The following is an 18,314-nucleotide window of genomic DNA, read 5'->3' as shown; positions in this document are numbered from 1 at the left end:
ATTCGAGGGTACGAAGGGGCCGTCGGGGCGCTCCTTCGCAGCGGGCAGACCTGTCCCGCCCCCGCGCGGCAGGTCGGAGAGCGCTTCAGCGGCTCTCAGGCGGGGGAAAGGGCTGCCCTAGCCCGGGAATTCGAGAATGTCGCGATGACGGTCGCGGATCCGGTCGTACGAGGTGACGGCACCGGCACCGGCGAGCAGCGGCCCGTCCTGGTACCGGTCGGGAAGCGCCGCGGACTGCGCGTCCGCGTGCCGCTGCGTGCTGGACTCCGCGCTGCAGTGCGCGCCGAGTCCGTGGGGCGCGCCCGGGGTGGGGAGATGCGCGGGGGCCGCCGGGGCGGCGGGGTGCGGCGGTCGGGCCGTGTGGCGGGGGGCGGGTGTCGCGGCCGCCGGGCCCATCACGGGGCCGGTGACGGCCTGCGGGTGCGTGGTGCCGGCCCGCTCGGTGGGGTGTTTCCGGGCGGACGCCTCGCTCGCGGCGGCGCGCCCGGCGGGCTCACCGGTCGTGGGCAACAGGGTGTGGGGCGGCGTCGGTTGCGGCAGCCTCGCGGGCTCCAGCAGCCCGGCCACCCCGTCGACCACCTCACGCGTGCCCTCGCCCAGGGGTTGGGTGAGCTGCTGCAGGGAGCGGCCGACCGGCGCGGTGACGACGGCGAGGGCGTCACCGACGGGGGTGAGTACGGGGGTGAGTACGGGCGTGAGCAAGGGCGCCGTTGCTTCGCTCACGGTGCGGGTGATCTGCTCCCGTATGGGCTGAACTGCCTTGCGTACGGGTGCGGTGACCCGCTCCCGTACGGGCTCGGTTCCTTGCTGTACGGGAGCGGCGATCTGCTCGCGTACAGGCTCGGTGGCCTCGCGAACGGGATCGGTGACAGCGTCGGTGATGGGCTCGACCGCTTCCCGTACGGGCTCGGTCACCGGTGCGGTGACGGGCTCGACGGCTTCCCGGAGCGGCTCGGGCTCGGCGGCTTCCCGGAGCGGCTCGGTCGCCTTGCGTGCCGGGGGCGTGAGCACGTCCGTCACGGGAGTCGTGAGCACGTCCGTCACCGGAGCCGTGGGGCTCTCGGCCGCCTCCGCGCGTTCGCCGCAGAGCACGCCGAGGGTGAGGAGCGCACCGAGGAGCAGGGTCAGTTGCAGCGCACGCCGCACCGCCGCCGGGCGCGCGAGGCGCCGGACGGCTGGGGGCAGCGGAGCTGCATGGATCACCTGGGCTCCAGGGCGTGGGGTTCTGTGGGGCGCCCGCGTGCGGCGCCGGCCGACGGCCGGCGCGCCCGCCGGCTGGGCTCCCGTGGGGGCGGAACCGCCCACGCCGACGCGCCCGCCGATCCTCGCACGCGACAACTGGGGTCGCGCAAGCCCCCTGTTACTGATGGGTCTCCTTGTCCGGTATGGGCAGTGGACGCTTCTCGATGGCCGCCGCCATCACGTCGGGGAACAGGTCGGGAGTGCAGGCGAAGGCAGGGGCGCCGAGGCCCGCCAGCGCGGCCGCGTGGTCGCGGTCGTAGGCGGGTGCGCCCTCGTCGGAGAGCGCGAGCAGCGTCACGAACTGGACCCCGGAGGCCTTCATCGCGGCGACCCGCTTGAGCATCTCGTGGCGTATCCCGCCCTCGTAGAGGTCCGAGATGAGGACGACGACGGTGTCCGCGGGGCGGGTGATCTGCGCCTGGCAGTAGGCGAGCGCGCGGTTGATGTCCGTACCGCCGCCGAGCTGCGTGCCGAACAGGACGTCCACCGGATCGTCGAGCTGGTCGGTGAGGTCGACGACGGCTGTGTCGAAGACGACGAGGCGCGTGCTGATCGACCGCATCGAGGCGAGGACCGCGCCGAACACCGACGCGTACACGACCGAGGCCGCCATCGACCCGGACTGGTCGATGCAGAGGATGACCTCCTTCTTCACCGACTGCGCGGACCGCCCGTAGCCGATCAGGCGCTCGGGCACGACGGTGCGCTGCTCGGGCAGGTAGTGCTTGAGGTTGGCCGCGATCGTGCGGTTCCAGTCGATGTCATGGTGGCGCGGGCGACTGATCCGCGCGCTGCGGTCGAGGGCTCCGGTGAGGGTGGCGCGGGTGCGGGTGGCGAGGCGGCGCTCCAGGTCGTCGACGACCTTGCGGACGACGGCCCGCGCGGTCTCCTTGGTGGTCTCGGGCATCGCCTTGTTGAGCGAGAGCAGCGTGCCGACCAGGTGGACGTCCGGCTCGACGGCCTCCAGCATCTCCGGCTCCAGGAGCAGCGTGGACAGACCGAGCCGGTCGATCGCGTCGCGCTGCATGACCTGGACGACGGAGGACGGGAAGTACGTACGGATGTCGCCGAGCCAGCGCGCGACGGAGGGCGCGGAGGCGCCGAGCCCCGCGGAACGGTCCCGGCTGCCGCCCCCTCCCGCCTTCTTCCCGTAGAGCGATTCGAGCGCGGAGTCCATCGCGGCGTCGCGCCCGGAGAGTGCGTGCGCGGTGCCGTCGGCGCCCTGGCCTCCGAGCACCATGCGCCAGCGGCGCAGGCGTTCGGTGTCGGGACCGGGTCCGGGACCGGATCCGGGTCCCGGCGAGGCGGGGTCGGGCGAGGTGGGAGTGGTCATCCGGCTGCCTCCGCCAGGTCGGTGGTGTGCGGTGGGTGGGCGGCCAGGGTTGTGTCCGGGCCGCATGCGTCGTCCAGGCCGAGGAGGAGGCGGACCACGGGCAGGGCGGCCGCCGCGCGTTCCTCGTCCAGCGTGTCCGCGAAGCCGGGGACTCCGGCGGTGGTGCTCGCGGCCGGACGGTCGGCCGGTCCCCTGCGGACCAGTTCGCCGAGGGTGCGGCGGACTCCCGGTTCGTACGCGGAGAACGTGCGCCGCAGCAGCGGCAGTACGTCGGTGAACGCCGCGTCGGGCACGGACACGAGCCAGGCGTCGACAAGACCGAGCAGCCGCTCGTCGTGGACGAGCAGCATGCCGCCGGACCCGCCGCCGACGAAGCCGTCGATCCACGCGGCGGCATCGGCGGGCGCGGTCCCGGCCGAGAGCGCGAGGCCCATCAGACGGCCGGCCTCGTCCTGGCTCAACTCCCCTTCGTCGAGGAGCAGTCGCACCGCCCGCCCGCGGATGACTCCGGGCACGGTGTCGCGTGTGCCGAGGGTGTGCAGGACGCCGTGCCAGCGAGGGCGTATGCCGTCGGCCGGGCGGGCGTCCGACGCCGCATCGGGCTTCGGCACGTCGTCGAGCAACCCCACCGCGCCGTGCACCGCGTCCACATGCGTCCGCATCTCCGCCGCGCCGTCCGCATCGAGGCCCGCGCAGGCCGGGGCGAGGCCGACGAAGACCCGGTGGGCGAGGCCCGCCGCCACCTCGGCGAGGGCTCCGGTGTCGGTGCCGCGCACATCGCCGTACCGCAGGGAGCGCACCAACGCGGGCAGGGCCTGGGCGAGATGGCCGACGTCCGCGTCGAGCGCCGCGCGGTCGGCGAGGACGCGCATCACGACCGGCAGGGCGTCGGGCAGCGCGGCCAGCAGGCAGCGCTCGGCGAGCGCGGTGACCTCGGCGAGGGCGGGCGCACCCGCCGCGTCCGCCTCAGCCTTCGCGGTCGCGGCGCCGAGCACGGTCGTGCCCCAGATCCCGGCCTCGGCGACGCGCACCGCCAACTCGGGCTCCCAGCGCAGCCGCCAGCTCTCCCGGAACGTGCCCGTACTCCCCCGCGTCGCGGCCGCCGGCTCGCCCCAGCCGATCCCGAGGAGCCGCAGCCGGTGCAGGAGACGGCTGCGCTCGGCGTCCCCCGGTTTGCGCAGGTCGAGCTCCAGCTCGCGTTCCAGCGCCTCCGGTTTGAGCCGCAGCGTCTTCTGGATCCGGGTGAGGTCGCGCTGGAGCGGAACGGCGGGGGCGGCCTCGGGCACTTCACCGAGGACGTCGCCGACGATCAGCCGGTCGTGGATGAGCGCGAGCGGTACGTCGGAGCCGTCGCAGAGCACGGCCCTGATCGCGTCCGTGGTCTCGGAGAGGCCGGGCAGCGGGCGACCGCGCATCACGGCGAGCGTCTCGGCGAGCCGGACGGCCTCGATGACATGGGCCGAGGAGACGATCCGGTCCTCGTCCCGCAGCAGCCCCGCGACCTTGGTCAGCCAGCGCTCGACCGGGCGGTCGGGAGCGGAGAAGAGATGCGCGTACCAGCCGGGTGAGTCGATCCCGGCGCCGTAGCCGCTGGCCCGGGCCAGGCGCCGATGCGTCCAGGGGACCCAGGTCATGTCGGTTCTGATCTTCGGCAGGCCCTTGAGCAGCGCGCGGTCGGCGGTGACCGTCGTTCTCGCGTGCAGCGCGGGGACGTGCCAGGCACCGCAGACGACCGCGTACTCCGACCCGAACTCCTTGGCGGCTGCCCTCATCTGGAGCCGCATGTACGCCTCGCGCACCAGGTCGCGGTCGTGGCCGCCCGCCCCGTACACCTCGCGCAGCGCGCCCATCGCCTCGGCGAGCGCGGCGAAGGGAGCGAGGGTGTCCCCGGACCCCGGGGCAGTGCTCTGTCCGCGGTACTCGACCACGTCCTCCCACCAGCGCTCCGGATCGTCGTACCCGGCGGTCTCGGCGAGGACGGCGATGGGGTCGACCCGGAGCACCTCGGCCGCGGACTCCTCCTCGGACCCGTCCCCTCCGGCCCTGTCTCCTTCGGCACCGTCATCTCCGGCCCCGTCGCCCCCGGACCCGCCCTCCGCGGGAGCCTCCCTGTCCTCCCTCTCCCGCTCCTCCGCCACCCGCAACGCCAGCGAATGCGCCGCCGGCAGATCGATGAAACGGACCGGAACCCCCTGCTCCAGCGCCCACTTCACCGCCACCCACTCCGGCGAGAACTCCGCGAACGGCCAGAACGCCGAGCACCCCGGATCGTCCACCGCGTGCGCGAGCAGCGCGACCGGGGGCCGCATCTCCTCGTCGGCGGCGAGCGCCACCAAGGCGTCCGCCTCCGGCGGTCCTTCGATCAGCACGGCCCGCGGCCGCTGTGCGTCGAGCGCCGCCCGCACCGCGCGTGCCGATCCCGGCCCGTGATGCCGTACGCCGAGAATCCACGGACCCGCCGCGGATCCGGCACCCACCGGCTCCCCGTTCATCGAACTCCCCCTCCCCCTTGCATGACGTACCGCCGCATCCAGGCCCGCCCTCTCAGCCGCTCACCTCGCGGCAGGCGCGGTAGAAGTCCTTCCAGCCGTCCCGCTCGCGGACGACCGCCTCCAGGTACTCCTTCCAGATCACCCGGTCCGAGGCCGGATCGCGGACGACCGCGCCGAGCAGGCCCGCCGCCACGTCGCCGGGGCGCAGCACCCCGTCGCCGAAGTGGGCGGAGAGGGCGAGGCCGTTGGTGACGACGGAGATCGCCTCGGCCGTCGACAGCGTGCCGCTCGGGGACTTGACCTTGGTGCGGCCATCGGCCGTGATGCCGTCGCGCAGTTCGCGGAAGACGGTGACGACCCGGCGGATCTCGGCGATCCCGTCGAGCCCGTGGGGCAGATCGAGCGAGCGGCCCAGCTGGTCCACGCGGCGCGCGACGATGTCGACCTCGGCCTCGACGGACTCGGGCAGCGGCAGCACCACCGTGTTGAAACGGCGGCGCAGCGCACTGGACAGGTCGTTGACGCCGCGGTCCCGGTCGTTGGCGGTCGCGATCAGGTTGAACCCGCGGACGGCCTGCACCTCCTGCCCCAACTCCGGTATCGGCAGTGTCTTCTCGGACAGGATCGTGATCAGGGTGTCCTGCACATCGGCGGGGATACGGGTGAGCTCCTCGACCCGGGCCGTCATCCCCTCGGACATCGCGCGCATCACGGGGCTGGGCACCAGCGCGTCACGGCTGGGGCCGTGGGCGAGCAGCTGCGCGTAATTCCACCCGTACCGGATCGCCTCCTCGGGCGTGCCGGCCGTCCCCTGCACGAGCAGTGTCGAATCGCCGCTGACGGCGGCGGCGAGGTGCTCCGACACCCAGGTCTTCGCGGTGCCGGGCACGCCGAGCAGCAGCAGCGCGCGGTCGGTGGCCAGGGTGGTGACGGCGACCTCGACGATGCGCCGCGGACCCACGTATTTAGGGGAGATCACCGTGCCGTCGGGCAGGGTGCCGCCGAGGAGATACGTGGCCACCGCCCACGGCGACATCCGCCAGCGCGCGGGACGCGGGCGGTCGTCGGCGGCGGCCAGCGCGGCGAGCTCGTCCGCGAACGCGTCCTCCGCGTGCGGTCGAAGCACCTCGTTGTCGAGCACGGTCATGGATCCCCCTCCAGGACTCCGGAGCCGGGTCCGGGACGGTCGTCCCGGGCCGGATTCCGGCGTTGCATCCACGGTGCACCACGCCACTGACAATCGGCCTCGACGGCGCGGACGACCGGCCTCCGCGGCGCCTCCGCGGAGTCTCGACGACGTCGCCAACCGCCGCTCGCAGCCCGCGAATTCGCAGGTCAGAGGCGATTGTCAGTGCCGGGACCTAACGTCGCAGACATGACTCAGCAGGGGGTGCGCTGGACGGCGGACCAGGTGCTTGCCCTGGCACCTGACGCCGCTTCGCGCAAAGCGGGAAGCAAGCTCGCAGGGGCCGGTCCGTGGTCCGAGGCCGGCAGTTCGCGGGAGGGGGCCGTATGGGGGTTGTGCAAGGGCAGCGGCAGCAAGCCGTACCAGACGGTGGTGGACACGGCGGGGCCTGCGTACAAGTGCAGTTGCCCGAGCCGGAAGTTCCCGTGCAAACACGCCCTGGGGCTGCTGCTGCTCTGGGCCGGTGACGAGGGGGCCGGTGCGGCGATCCCGGACGGCGAGGCGCCGGAGTGGGCCGAGGAGTGGCTCGCGGGGCGGCGCAAACGGGCGCAGGAAAAGGCGGCGCCGAGCAAGGGGGACGGCAAGCCGGTCGACGAGGAGGGGGCTCGGCGGCGTGCGGCACGGCGGACCGAGCGGGTCACGGCGGGGGTGACCGAGCTGGAGCAGCGGCTCGCGGATCTGCTGCGGGGCGGGCTGGCGTCGGCGGAGCAGGCGGGGTACGGGCTCGGGGAGGAGACGGCCCGCCGGATGGTGGACGCGCAGGCGCCCGGACTGGCCTCGCGCGTCCAGGAGTTGGGGGTGATACCGGCGTCGGGGCCGGGCTGGCCGGTGCGGCTTCTGGAGGAGTGCGCGCTGATCCACCTGCTCGACCAGGCGTGGTTGCGCAGGGAGCAGCTGACGCCGGAGCTGGCGGCGACGGTGCGGTCGCGGATCGGTCTGCCCACGTCCGCGGAGGGTCCGGCGGTGCGCGACCGCTGGCTGGTGCTCGCGCAGTACGACACGGCGGACGCACGGCTGACCACGCGCAGGATCTGGCTGTACGGCGAGGAGTCGGACACGACGGCGCTGCTCCTCTCCTACGGTGCGGCGGGCCGTGCACCCGAACTCGCGCTGCCCGTCGGACTGTCGCTCGACGCCGAGCTGTCCGCGTATCCGGGCGGCGGGCACCGTCACGCGCTGGGCGAGCGGTTCGCGGCGCCCGCGCCCTCCGCGGTACGTCCGTCCGGCGGGGGCACGCATGCGGCGGCGGACGCGTACGGGGCGGCGCTGCGGGCGGACCCGTGGCTGGAGTCCTGGCCGGTGACCCTGCACGACGTCATACCGACCCCGGTCGGCGACGGCCTGCAGCTCGCCGACGCGGACGGCAAGGGCGCGCTGCCGGTGGTGCCCGCGTCCCGGCCGGGCCTGTGGCGGCTCGCGGCGGTATCGGGCGGGGGCGGTGTGACGGTGTTCGGCGAGTGCGGCCACCGCGGCTTCACCCCGCTGACGGTGTGGGCGGGGGACGGAGGGAACGGGGTGCCGCTGTGCTGACGAGTTCGGACGACCTGGACCTCTGCGCATACGACGCGAACCGCTCCGTACGCGACGCGGACCGGAGGCGTATGTGGGGGCCGGACCTCACCTCGTACGAGCCGAACCCCAACCCGACGAAAGGAGGCACCGTATGACCGCGGAGACGTCGGCCGCTCCTGGACTGGGCGGGACGGCCTGGGAGGAGTTGGTCACGGCCGCGCTGCTCGGGACCGACCGGCGTGGTGGTGTGGGGCTCGCGGCCGGGCGGGAGCGCAAGGACGCGGCGGCCGCGCTGCTCGACGAGGCCGCGCTGCACACCGTGCACCGACGCGCGGGCCTGCGCCCCGGGCCCGCCGCCGCACCGCCCGAGCAGGCGCAGCCCGACCCGCGCCCCGCCCTGCCCGCCGCGGCCCGGCAGCGGCTCGCGCTGCTGCTGTCCGACCGGCCCGGCGTGGGCGGTTCGGGCCGGCGCGGCACCGCGCCCGATCTCACCGAACTGCTCCCGCAGTGGCTCACCGCGGCGAACGCGCACGGGTACGCCGCCCCGCCCGAGCTGCTGCCCGCCCTTCTGGACGCCGCCCGCGGCCGCACCGATCTGCGGCCGCCCGCGCTGGAGTTCGCGGGCCCGCGCGCGCTGTGGCTGGCGCGGCTCAACGCGGAGTGGAAGTTCGCGCTGCGCACCACGCCCGGCGGCAGCGCCCTGCCCGCGCCCGAGGACACCGAGGCGGTCGGGCGGCTGTGGGAGGAAGGGCTGTTCGCGGAACGGGTGGCGCTGCTCGGTCTCGTACGGGCGCACGACGCCGGGGCCGCGCGGCGGCTCCTGGAGAGCACCTGGTCCACGGAGCGCGCCGAGGACCGGCTGATGTTCCTCGACTCGTTGCGCACGGGGCTCGCGCAGGACGACGAGCCGTTCCTGGAGCGCGCCCTGAGCGACCGCAGCCGCAATGTCCGTACGACCGCCGCCGAGCTGCTCTCCGCGCTGCCGGGCTCGGCGCTGGCTGGGCGGATGGCGCGGCGGGCGGCGACCAGCATCGCGCTGGACGCGACCCGCAGCTCGATCACGGTCGAGGCGCCGCACGAGTGCGATCCCGGGATGGAACGCGACGGGGTGGTCGCGGCCGCCCCGCCCGGACGAGGGCAACGGGCGTGGTGGCTGGGCCAGTTGGTGGAGTCGGCGCCGCTGGCCGCCTGGCCGGCGCGGCTCGGCGGGCGGACCCCGCACGAGATCGTGGCGCTGCCCGTGGCCGACGACTGGCAGGGCGAGCTGCACGCGGCCTGGTGCCGGGCGGCGGTGCGGCAGCGGGACGCGGAGTGGGCGCGGGCCCTGCTCGGCGCGGCCGCCTCACCCGGGGCGGGCGGCCCCGGAGCGGTGTCGCTGTCGGAGCGGGCCAAGCTGCTCGGCACGCTGCCGGCGGGGGAACGGGCCGAGTGGGTGGCCTCGTTCATCGCGGCGCACGGGCTGTCCGAGGCGTTCCAGCTGCTCGGGGTGTGTGCGGTGCCGTGGTCCGTGCCGCTCGGGGGCGCGGTGGTCGACGCACTCAACATCGCGCGGGACGCAGGGAGTTACCCCTGGTCGTTCAGCGGGGTGATGGGGCTGGCCGAGCGGTGTCTGGAGCCGGGGGCGGCGGGGCGCCTGGAGGCGCTGACCGCCACGCCCGACGAGACGGAGGACGGGGCGCCCGGGGCGGGGGGCTACTGGGCGGAGGCGTTCCAGCGGCTCGTGGGGACGCTTCGGCTGCGGGCCGTCATGCGGGAGGAGCTGGTGGGGTGAGGGTGCGGGTGCGGGTTCGGCGGGGGTGCTCGCCGTTGCGCCTGCGGCGGGCTCTCTCCCCCACCCCGCCCCTTCCCGAAACCGGGGGCTTCGCCCCCGGACCCCCCCACGCGGCGGAGCCGCAAAATGTCACAGCCGAACTTCGTTCGGATCGCCTCAAACGCCGGCGGGGCTGAAATGCCCAAGCGTCGCAGGGGCTGAAATGCCTACACGCTCGGAGTGATCGCCCCGCGCACCCACTCCACGATCGCCCCGGTCGTAGCCCCCGGCGTGAAGATCTCCGCGACGCCCAGCGACTTGAGCGGGGGGATGTCCTCCTCGGGGATGATGCCGCCGCCGAAGATCTTGATGTCCTCCGCGTCGCGTTCCTTCAGGAGCTCGATGACCTTCGCGAAGAGGGTCATGTGGGCGCCGGACAGGATCGAGAGGCCGATCGCGTCGGCGTCCTCCTGGATCGCGGTGTCGACGATCTGCTCGGGCGTCTGGTGCAGGCCCGTGTAGATGACCTCCATGCCGGCGTCGCGCAGCGCCCGCGCGATCACCTTCGCCCCGCGGTCATGGCCGTCGAGACCGGGCTTGGCGACCACCACGCGGATCGGACCGGCTGTCGCACCCATCACTGCCTCCATGTCGAGCAAGTCGTGCGGACCCCCTGAAGTGTGCCCCGGGGGCCCCGGGAACCTCACCGCGAGGACCCGAAGAAGTGAACGAACGTTATCTCCAGCATCCCAGGCCCGGCAGTTTCGCGGTCAGGAGCGAGGGGGAAATCACACGTGGGACATTTTCGCGCACAGGGGAGCCGCAGCAGAGCCGCAGAAGGGTCGCCGCACCATCGCGCCGACAGCCGCACGGCGCGATGGTGCGGTGCCGTCCTTCGGCAGCGGTGTCACCGCACGGCACCCCTCATGGGTTCACGGGGGACAGAGGCGTTCTCCGTGCGCCGTTCGGAGGTCGGCTCATGGAGGCTGCCAGGCTTCTCAAGATCCTCACGACGTGGCGCCTGTGGCTGTCGTCCGCGCTGCTCAAGGCCACGGCGCTGGAGCTCGCCATCCTCACCGGGCACGTCCTCCTGTATCCCTCGGGGATCCGGCAGGAGCGGCTGCCGCACGCGGCGCCCGACGACACCGGCGACCCCGCGGACCCACCCCGGCTCCCGCCCGGACCGCACGACCGGCCGGTCGTCCTGCTGCACGGCTTCATCGACAACCGTTCCGTCTTCGTCCTGCTGCGCCGCGCGCTCGCCAAGGACGGCCGCCGCCAGGTCGCCTCACTCAACTACTCGCCGCTGACCTGCGACATCCGCCAGGCGGCCCGGCTGCTCGGCGCGCATGTCGAGGAGCTGTGCGCGCGGACGGGGCAGCGCGAGGTCGACATCGTGGGGCACAGCCTCGGCGGGCTGATCGCGCGCTATTACGTGCAGTGCCTGGGCGGCGACCGGCGTGTCCGCACCCTCGTCACGCTCGGCACCCCGCACGGCGGCACCAGCGTGGTCCCGGCGATGAACGCGCACCCGATCGTGCGCCAGATGCGCCCCGGCTCCGAGGTGATCGCCGAGCTGGCGGCACCCGCGCCCGGCTGCCGCACCCGGTTCGTCAGCTTCTGGAGTGATCTGGACCAGCTGATGGCGCCCCTGGAGACGGCCTGTGTCGACCACCCCGATCTGCTCGCGCACAACGTGCGGGTGAGCGGCATCGGCCACCTCGCCCTGCCCGTCCACCCCGCCGTCGCCGCCGGGATACGGCAGGCGATCGGCGACGACCTCACCGCGCCGACCGGTGCGCCGGACGCCGCCTCCGTCGCCTGACCCCGCCACCTCCCGTATGCCACAAATGAGTTGACCACCCCGCGTACGCCCGAGTTCCATGCCCCGGTGACCACATCGAAGCCGCGCAAGATGCACGCCGACCAGGCCGAGATCGACGACGCGCTCGTGCGCCGGCTCGTCGAGGGGCAGTTCCCGCAGTGGGCCGGGCTGCCCGTACGGCATGTGGACTCACCGGGGACGGTCAACGCGCTGTACCGCCTGGGCGAGGAGCTGGTCGTCCGGCTGCCGCTGCGGACCGGCTCGGACGACGAGATCGCGACGGAGTTCGCCTGGCTGCCGCGGCTCGCCGCGCAGCTGCCCGTCCCGATCCCGGAGCCGCTCGCGCAGGGGGCGCCCGCCGGGCACATCGCGTGGTCGTGGTCCGTCTACCGCTGGCTCGACGGCACACCCCCGGTCATCGGCGAGCTCACCGACCCGCGTGAACTGGCCGCCGACCTGGCCGGTTTCATCACCGCCCTGCGCCGCGTCGACACCACCGGCGCCCCGCGCTGCTCCCGCGGCGGCCCGCTCGCGCCGCGCGACGAGGCGACCCGCAAGGCGCTCGCGCAGCTCGACGGCGTGATCGACACGGCGGCCGCGGCCGCCGTATGGGAGAAGGCCCTCGCCGCTCCCGCCTACGACGGACCCGACCGCTGGATGCACGGCGATCTGCAGCCCGGCAATCTGCTGCTGCGCGACGGCCGGCTCGCCGCGGTCATCGACTTCGGCCTCGTCGGCGTCGGTGATCCGACGGTCGATCTGATCACCGCCTGGTACGTGCTGCCCGCCGAGGCCCGCGCGGACTTCCGCGCCGCCGTCGGGGCGGACGAGGCGACGTGGGTACGCGGCCGGGGCCTCGCCCTGTCGATCGCGCTGCTCGAGCTCTCGTACTACCGCGAGACGAATCCCCGGATGGCGAGCACGGCGCGGCATGTGATCGCCGAGATCCTCGCCGCCTGAAGCACGCGCCCACCCCCCAAAGCGCCCCTCGTACGCCCCGCTCACCGCAACACAGAGCGACGAAAACTCGAACACGCTTCGAACACAAGGCCAAAGCTGCGTCCGCAGTCCGCCGAAAGACGGCTGATTGCCCGTTTCTCCCGCCAAGGAAACCAGCCGAAGATTGTCGGCGTCGCACACTGCCGGGTACAGTCACCGCACTGCTCCGCCCCCTTGTTGTCGAGGCGAAAGAGAAGTTGGTGAACGAACAGCACGGCTATGCCACCGGTCACGGCGGCTATGCGACGGATGCCTTCGACGCCACCGCTTTCGACTCCGACCCCCTCTTCGGGGCGATGCCCGGCACGTACGACGCAGGTCAGAGCGGCCAGTGGGACAGCTCCCAGTGGACCGCCGCCGCGCAGCCGGACCCGCAGACCCAGACCTACGGAACCGACGGCGCGACGGGCTACGACCCGTACGCCGCCGTGCAGTCCACCGGCGGTTACGAGAGCGGCAGTTACGACACCGGCGGCTACGACACGACCGCCATGTGGGCGAGTGCCGGATATCAGACACTCGGCGACATTCCCGCCCAGCCCGGCCCGCAGAACGCCGAGCAGTGGAACACCACCGGCCAGTGGGAGACCACCGGCGCGTACGGGTACGCCGACTCCGGCACGTACGACGCCACCGCGTGGAACTCGGCGGGCACGGACACCTCGTACGGCACGGACACCTCGTACGAGACGACGACCGCCGCACTCGAGTCCGAGGGCCACGACACGGGCTCCTACGCGACCACCGGGTACGCGGCCGGCACCGAGGCGTACGCGACCGAGACCACCTCGTACGCGACCGGCAGTTACGACACCGGCAGCTACGAGACCGGCAGCTACGAGACCGGCGCCTACGAGAACGGTGCTTACGAAAGCCCCGCTTCCGAGGCCAGGACCGAGGACGCCGAGGCGTACGGCGAGGCGGAGTTGCCCTCCGCGCCTGTCGCCGCCGACGCCGGTCACGAGCCCTACGAGCCCGAGCCCTACGACGTCGAGGACCCCGCCGAGGACCCCGAGCGGCTCCGCGTCTCGCACACCCCGCGCCCCCAGCGCTCCGGTTCCCGCGGCCGCCGCCGCACCCCCGCCAAGCGCTCCGCGCTGCTGACCGTGGCCGTGCCGTCGGTGTGCGCGCTGGGTGTCGCCGGGGTCGCCGCCGCCTCCGTGGCCGGTTCGATGGGCGGCGCCGAGGAGCCGAAGACGCAGGCCGCGCCGGATCCGGGCTCCGTCGAGACGGCCGCCGCGAACAACAAGCTGGACACCCAGCTCACCGAACTCTCCGCCGACGCCGACGACTTCGCGGACCGCGCGAGCCGGACGCAGGAGCGCATCGACCTCAAGGAACGCCAGGAGGCCGAGAAGAAGCGCAAGGCCGAGGAGGCCGCCCGCAAGGAGGCGCTGCGCCCGAAGTTCTCGCTCCCGGTGAAGCAGAACGGGCTCAGCGCGTACTACGGACAGGCCGGTGTGAACTGGATGTCCGTGCACTCCGGCATCGACTTCCCCGTCTCGTACGGCACCGAGGTGCTGGCCGCGACGGACGGCACGGTGCGGACGCAGTGGAACGGCGCGTACGGGAACATGGCGATCGTGACCGCCCCCGACGGCACCGAGACCTGGTACTGCCACCTGTCCAGCACGAAGATCCGCAGCGGCACGGTCAAGGCCGGCGATGTGATCGCGTACTCGGGCAACTCCGGCAACTCCACCGGCCCGCATCTGCACTTCGAGGTGCGCCCGGCCGGCGGCTCGGCGATCGACCCGCTGCCGTGGCTGCGCGGGCACGGGCTCGACCCGACCTGAGAGCCTGTTTCGAGAACGCAGAAAAGGGGTGACCTCCACGAGGAGGCCACCCCTTTCCCGTATCCGCAGCTACCCGGTCCGGGCCGCTACAGCTTCTCCACCGGCGCGTACCGCAGCAGCAGGACCTTCGGCTTCGTGTCCCCGAAGTCGATCGTCGCGCGCGCCTTGTCGCCCGAGCCCTCGACGCCGACGACGGTGCCGAGGCCGAACTGGTCGTGCGTGACCCGGTCGCCGACCGCGAGCGAGACCACCGGCTTGTCGCCCGCGCGGCCCGTGGCGAAACCGGAGGGGCCGCCGCGGGAGGCGCGCGCCGCCATCGAGGAGGAGAGCGAGGCGGCCACCGAGGCGGCCGGACCGCTCTTCGCGGCCGGGGCGCCCATCTTGGGGCCCGTGCGCTTCCACTCCAGATGCTGGGCGGGGATCTCCTCCAAGAAGCGCGACGGCGGGTTGTACGAGGGCTGGCCCCAGGCGCTGCGGAGGGTGGAGCGGGTCAGATAGAGCCGTTCGCGGGCGCGGGTGATGCCCACGTACGCCAGGCGGCGCTCCTCCTCCAGCTCCTTCGTCTGGCCGAGCGCGCGCATGTGCGGGAAGACGCCGTCCTCCATGCCGGTCAGGAAGACGACAGGGAATTCGAGGCCCTTCGCGGTGTGCAGGGTCATCAGCGTGATGACGCCCGAGCCGTCCTCCTCCTCGTCCGGGATCTGGTCGGAGTCGGCGACGAGGGCGACGCGCTCCAGGAAGTCGGAGAGGGTGCCCGTCTCGCCTTCCTCGGTCTCCTGCTCGAACTCCAGGGCCACGGCGGCGAGTTCCTGGAGGTTCTCGATGCGGGTCTCGTCCTGCGGGTCCGTGGAGGCCTGCAGCTCGGCGAGATAGCCGGTCCGTTCGAGCACGGCCTCCAGGACGGTGGCCGGGCCCGCGCCGGATTCGACGATCGTACGGAGCTCCTCCATCAGCACGTTGAAACGCTTGACGGCGTTGGCGGAGCGGGCCGCCATCCCGTACGCCTCGTCGACCCGGGTGAGCGCCTGCGGGAAGGTGATCTTCTCCCGCAGTGACAGCGCGTCGATCATCGCCTCGGCGCGCTCGCCGATGCCGCGCTTGGGCACATTGAGGATGCGGCGCAGCGGGACGGTGTCCTCGGGGTTGGAGAGCACGCGCAGATAGGCCAGGACGTCCCTGACCTCCTTGCGCTCGTAGAAGCGGACGCCGCCGACGACCTTGTAGGGCAGGCCGACGCGGATGAAGATCTCCTCGAAGACACGGGACTGCGCGTTCGTCCGGTAGAAGACCGCCACATCACCGGCCTTCGCGTGGCCCGCGTCCGTGAGCCGGTCGATCTCCTCGGCGACGAACTGGGCCTCGTCGTGCTCGTTGTCCGCCACATAGCCGGTGATCTGGGCGCCGCTGCCCGCGTTGGTCCACAGGTTCTTCGGGCGGCGCGACTCGTTGCGCTCGATGACCGCGTTGGCGGCGGAGAGGATCGTCTGCGTGGAGCGGTAGTTCTGCTCCAGGAGGATCGTCGTCGCGTTCGGGTAGTCATCCTCGAAGTCGAGGATGTTGCGGATCGTGGCGCCGCGGAACGCGTAGATGGACTGGTCCGCGTCACCCACCACGCAGAGCTCGGCGGGCGGCAGGTCGTACTCGCTGGGCGGTACGTCCTCCTCGTGGGCGCCCGTGCCGACCAGCTCGCGCACCAGCGCGTACTGCGCGTGGTTGGTGTCCTGGTACTCGTCGACCATCACGTGCCGGAAGCGGCGGCGGTAGTGCTCGGCCACGTCCGGGAAGGCGCGCAGCAGGTTGACCGTGGTCATGATCAGGTCGTCGAAGTCGAGCGCGTTGGCCTCGCGCAGCCGCGACTGGTACATCGCATAGGCCTGGGCGAGGGTCTTCTCGAAACCGTCGGCGGCCTGGCCCGCGAAGTCCTCCTCGTCGATGAGCTCATTCTTGAGGTTGGAGATCTTCGCGCTGAAGGCCTTGGGCGGGAAGCGCTTCGGGTCCAGGTCCAGATCGCGGCAGACCAGGGCCATCAGGCGCTTCGAGTCGGCCGCGTCGTAGATCGAGAACGAGGACGTGAAGCCGAGCTTCTTCGACTCGCGGCGCAGGATCCGTACGCACGCGCTGTGGAAGGTCATCACCCACATCGCGTTGGCCCGCGGGCCGACGAGGTCCTCGACGCGCTCCTTCATCTCGCCCGCGGCCTTGTTGGTGAAGGTGATCGCGAGGATCTGGCCCGGGTGCACGTTCCGCTCGGCGAGCAGGTACGCGATGCGGTGGGTCAGGACGCGGGTCTTGCCCGAGCCCGCGCCGGCCACGATGAGCAGCGGGGTGTCGCTGTGGGTGACGGCCGCGCGCTGGTTCTCGTTCAGCCCTTCGAGCAGGGCCGCGCTGTCCAGGACCGGGCGCGGGGCGCCGTCGCGGTAGTACGCGTCCCGGTGTGCGGGCGCGTCGAACTTCCCGCCGAACAAGTCGGCCGGAATCTCCTCCGGGCCCTCGTCCTCGGGAGGAGGCGGCGGTCCGTGGTCGTGGGGCTCATGCCCGCCGTGGGGTTCGCGCCCGGGCCGGCCCTTGCCCTGGAGGCCCGCCAGGAAACTGTCGTCAAAGAGGCTGCTCATCGCCTACCGAGTCTAGGCGTCCGGTGTGACAGCCCGTTCCGGGTTCGGTCAGCCTGCCCCTTTCCTGGCGGTACGGGCGGGCCGCGCGCACCAAGGTCACGAAAATGTATCGGGCATATCGAACATCAACCTTCACACGGACCACACGAGTTGGCTAGCGTGCTCCGCGGGCTGCTCGTACCCCCACCGGCGACAGTCGCCGGGACCGGGCGGCCTGCGTCGAGTCCGGAGCGTCGCACGCCGCGGCAATCCGGAGCCGGGGACCCACCCAGACCTTGGGGTGAATCGGGACAGCCCCACACATGTCCCGTAGGGCAGACCTTCCTCGCCCGAACCCGACAGCTAACCCGGTAGGCGCCCATCGGAAGGAGCGCCGGTCTTGGCGTCGCACCGCAAGCCGCGGACCAGTCGAATACGTACCTCGCACGCCGTCGGGATCACCTCGGCCGCGCTGACCTCCGTGGCGCTGCTCGCGCAGACCGCGAACGCGGCGCCCGGCACCGAGCCCGACAAGCCCTCCCTCGAAGAGGTGCAGAAGAAAGTCGACGACCTCTACCGCGAGGCCGGTTCCGCCACCCAGCAGTACAACCTCGCCAAAGAGCGGTCGAAGCAGCAGCGCGACAAACTGAACGGGCTGCAGGACGAGGTCGCCGAGCGCACCGCGAAGGTCAACGAGGCCCGGCTCGAGCTCGGCCAGATCGCGACCGCCCAGTACCGCAACGGCGGCGCCTCCGACACCGCCGTCCTCCTGCTCTCGGACAGCCCCGAGGACTACTTCGAGCAGCGTCAGCTCATGGGGCGGCTCTCCGGCCAGCAGCTGAAGGCCGTCGAGGACTTCCAGGAGCTGCGCACGCAGGCCGACGACAAGCGGGACGAGGCCACCGACTCCCTCGCGCAGCTGTCCGACTCCGAGTCGGAGCTGAAGACCAGCAAGAAGGACGTCCAGAAGAAGCTGGGCGAGGCGCGCGAGCTGCTCTCGAAGCTGACGGCCGAGGAGAAGGCGCGGCTCGCGGAGCTGGAGCGCAAGCGGGAGGCCGAGGCCAAGCGCAAGGCCGAGGAGCTGGCCGCGAAGCAGGCCGCCGAGGCCGAGGCGAAGCGCAAGGCGGCCGAGGAGGCCGCCAAGGAAGAGGCAGCGAAGGAGGAGGAAGAGGCCGCCGAGAAACCGGCCGATCCACCTGCTTCCGAGGACGACTCCTACGCGGCCAAGGCCGAGAAGGTGATCTCCTTCGCCCGCTCCCAGATCGGCAAGCCGTACGTCTGGGGCGCGGCAGGCCCCGATTCGTACGACTGCTCAGGTCTCACACAGAAGGCATGGGCCGCGGCGGGCATCGAGCTGCCGCGCACCACCTGGGACCAGGTGAAGGTCGGCACGACGGTGTCCGTCGACAACGCCAAGCCCGGCGATCTCGTCTTCTTCTACGACGACATCAGCCACGTGGGCATCTACATCGGCAACGGCGAGATGATCCACGCGCCGAAGCCGGGCGCCAACGTGCGGACCGAGTCGATCTACTACATGCCGATCCACAGCGTCGTACGCCCGGCATAGTCGTACGCCCGGCACAGC

General features: G+C 72.6%; 12 protein-coding genes and 1 riboswitch. Of the genes, 6 read left to right on the top strand and 6 right to left on the bottom strand.

Annotated elements, in window-relative coordinates; translation table 11 throughout:
* Positions 1-117: 117 nt before the first annotated feature.
* The 4 genes from ACIBI4_RS08800 to ACIBI4_RS08785 form a co-directional block, all read right to left on the bottom strand.
* Positions 118-1,203: a hypothetical protein gene (locus ACIBI4_RS08800; RefSeq protein ID WP_399202931.1), complete on the bottom strand. Its 1,086-nt coding sequence runs from the start codon at positions 1,201-1,203 to the stop codon at positions 118-120.
* Positions 1,204-1,360: 157 nt separating this feature from the next.
* On the bottom strand, positions 1,361-2,482 hold the full coding sequence (locus ACIBI4_RS08795) for a VWA domain-containing protein (protein ID WP_399203231.1): 1,122 nt from the start codon (positions 2,480-2,482) through the stop codon (positions 1,361-1,363).
* Positions 2,483-2,571: 89 nt separating this feature from the next.
* Complete coding sequence (locus tag ACIBI4_RS08790) at positions 2,572-5,067, bottom strand: DUF5682 family protein (RefSeq protein WP_399202930.1); 2,496 nt, start codon at positions 5,065-5,067, stop codon at positions 2,572-2,574.
* A 52-nt stretch (positions 5,068-5,119) separates the two neighbouring features.
* Positions 5,120-6,214: an AAA family ATPase gene (locus tag ACIBI4_RS08785; protein ID WP_399202929.1), complete on the bottom strand. Its 1,095-nt coding sequence runs from the start codon at positions 6,212-6,214 to the stop codon at positions 5,120-5,122.
* Between the two features lie 228 nt (positions 6,215-6,442).
* On the opposite strand from ACIBI4_RS08785, the gene ACIBI4_RS08780 reads away from it, so the two are divergent.
* Positions 6,443-7,783: an SWIM zinc finger family protein gene (locus ACIBI4_RS08780; RefSeq protein WP_399202928.1), complete on the top strand. Its 1,341-nt coding sequence runs from the start codon at positions 6,443-6,445 to the stop codon at positions 7,781-7,783.
* A gap of 133 nt (positions 7,784-7,916) precedes the next feature.
* Positions 7,917-9,536, top strand: a complete 1,620-nt coding sequence (locus ACIBI4_RS08775; protein ID WP_399202927.1) for a DUF5691 domain-containing protein — start codon at positions 7,917-7,919, stop codon at positions 9,534-9,536.
* Between the two features lie 206 nt (positions 9,537-9,742).
* Here ACIBI4_RS08775 and ACIBI4_RS08770 read toward each other — a convergent pair whose 3' ends face one another.
* Positions 9,743-10,153 carry a cobalamin B12-binding domain-containing protein gene (locus tag ACIBI4_RS08770; RefSeq protein ID WP_399202926.1) on the bottom strand — a complete coding sequence of 137 codons (411 nt, stop codon included), beginning with the start codon at positions 10,151-10,153 and terminating at the stop codon, positions 9,743-9,745.
* A 341-nt stretch (positions 10,154-10,494) separates the two neighbouring features.
* Here ACIBI4_RS08770 and ACIBI4_RS08765 point away from each other — a divergent pair, with 341 nt between their 5' ends.
* The 3 genes from ACIBI4_RS08765 to ACIBI4_RS08755 all read left to right on the top strand — a co-directional run bounded on the left by ACIBI4_RS08765 (position 10,495) and on the right by ACIBI4_RS08755 (position 14,135).
* The gene (locus tag ACIBI4_RS08765; protein ID WP_399202925.1) at positions 10,495-11,340 is read left to right on the top strand and encodes a lipase family alpha/beta hydrolase; all 846 of its coding nucleotides are present in this window, start codon (positions 10,495-10,497) and stop codon (positions 11,338-11,340) included.
* Between the two features lie 66 nt (positions 11,341-11,406).
* The gene (locus ACIBI4_RS08760; protein ID WP_399202924.1) at positions 11,407-12,300 is read left to right on the top strand and encodes an aminoglycoside phosphotransferase family protein; all 894 of its coding nucleotides are present in this window, start codon (positions 11,407-11,409) and stop codon (positions 12,298-12,300) included.
* A 239-nt stretch (positions 12,301-12,539) separates the two neighbouring features.
* Entirely contained in the window at positions 12,540-14,135 is a 1,596-nt protein-coding gene (locus tag ACIBI4_RS08755; protein WP_399202923.1) for a peptidoglycan DD-metalloendopeptidase family protein, read from the top strand.
* A gap of 86 nt (positions 14,136-14,221) precedes the next feature.
* Here ACIBI4_RS08755 and pcrA read toward each other — a convergent pair whose 3' ends face one another.
* The gene (gene pcrA / locus ACIBI4_RS08750; protein ID WP_399202922.1) at positions 14,222-16,747 is read right to left on the bottom strand and encodes a DNA helicase PcrA; all 2,526 of its coding nucleotides are present in this window, start codon (positions 16,745-16,747) and stop codon (positions 14,222-14,224) included.
* Positions 16,748-16,975: 228 nt separating this feature from the next.
* A riboswitch (cyclic di-AMP (ydaO/yuaA leader) is annotated at positions 16,976-17,120 on the top strand.
* 6 nt (positions 17,121-17,126) lie between these two features.
* On the opposite strand from pcrA, the gene ACIBI4_RS08745 reads away from it, so the two are divergent.
* Complete coding sequence (locus tag ACIBI4_RS08745; protein ID WP_399202921.1) at positions 17,127-18,296, top strand: NlpC/P60 family protein; 1,170 nt, start codon at positions 17,127-17,129, stop codon at positions 18,294-18,296.
* The last annotated feature ends 18 nt before the right edge of the window (positions 18,297-18,314 follow it).

Source organism: Streptomyces sp. NPDC050418, from assembly GCF_044458745.1.
Classification (GTDB): Bacteria; Actinomycetota; Actinomycetes; order Streptomycetales; family Streptomycetaceae; genus Streptomyces.
Note: the sequence above shows the minus strand (reverse complement) of the source record. Positions and strands in the feature narration are given on the sequence as shown.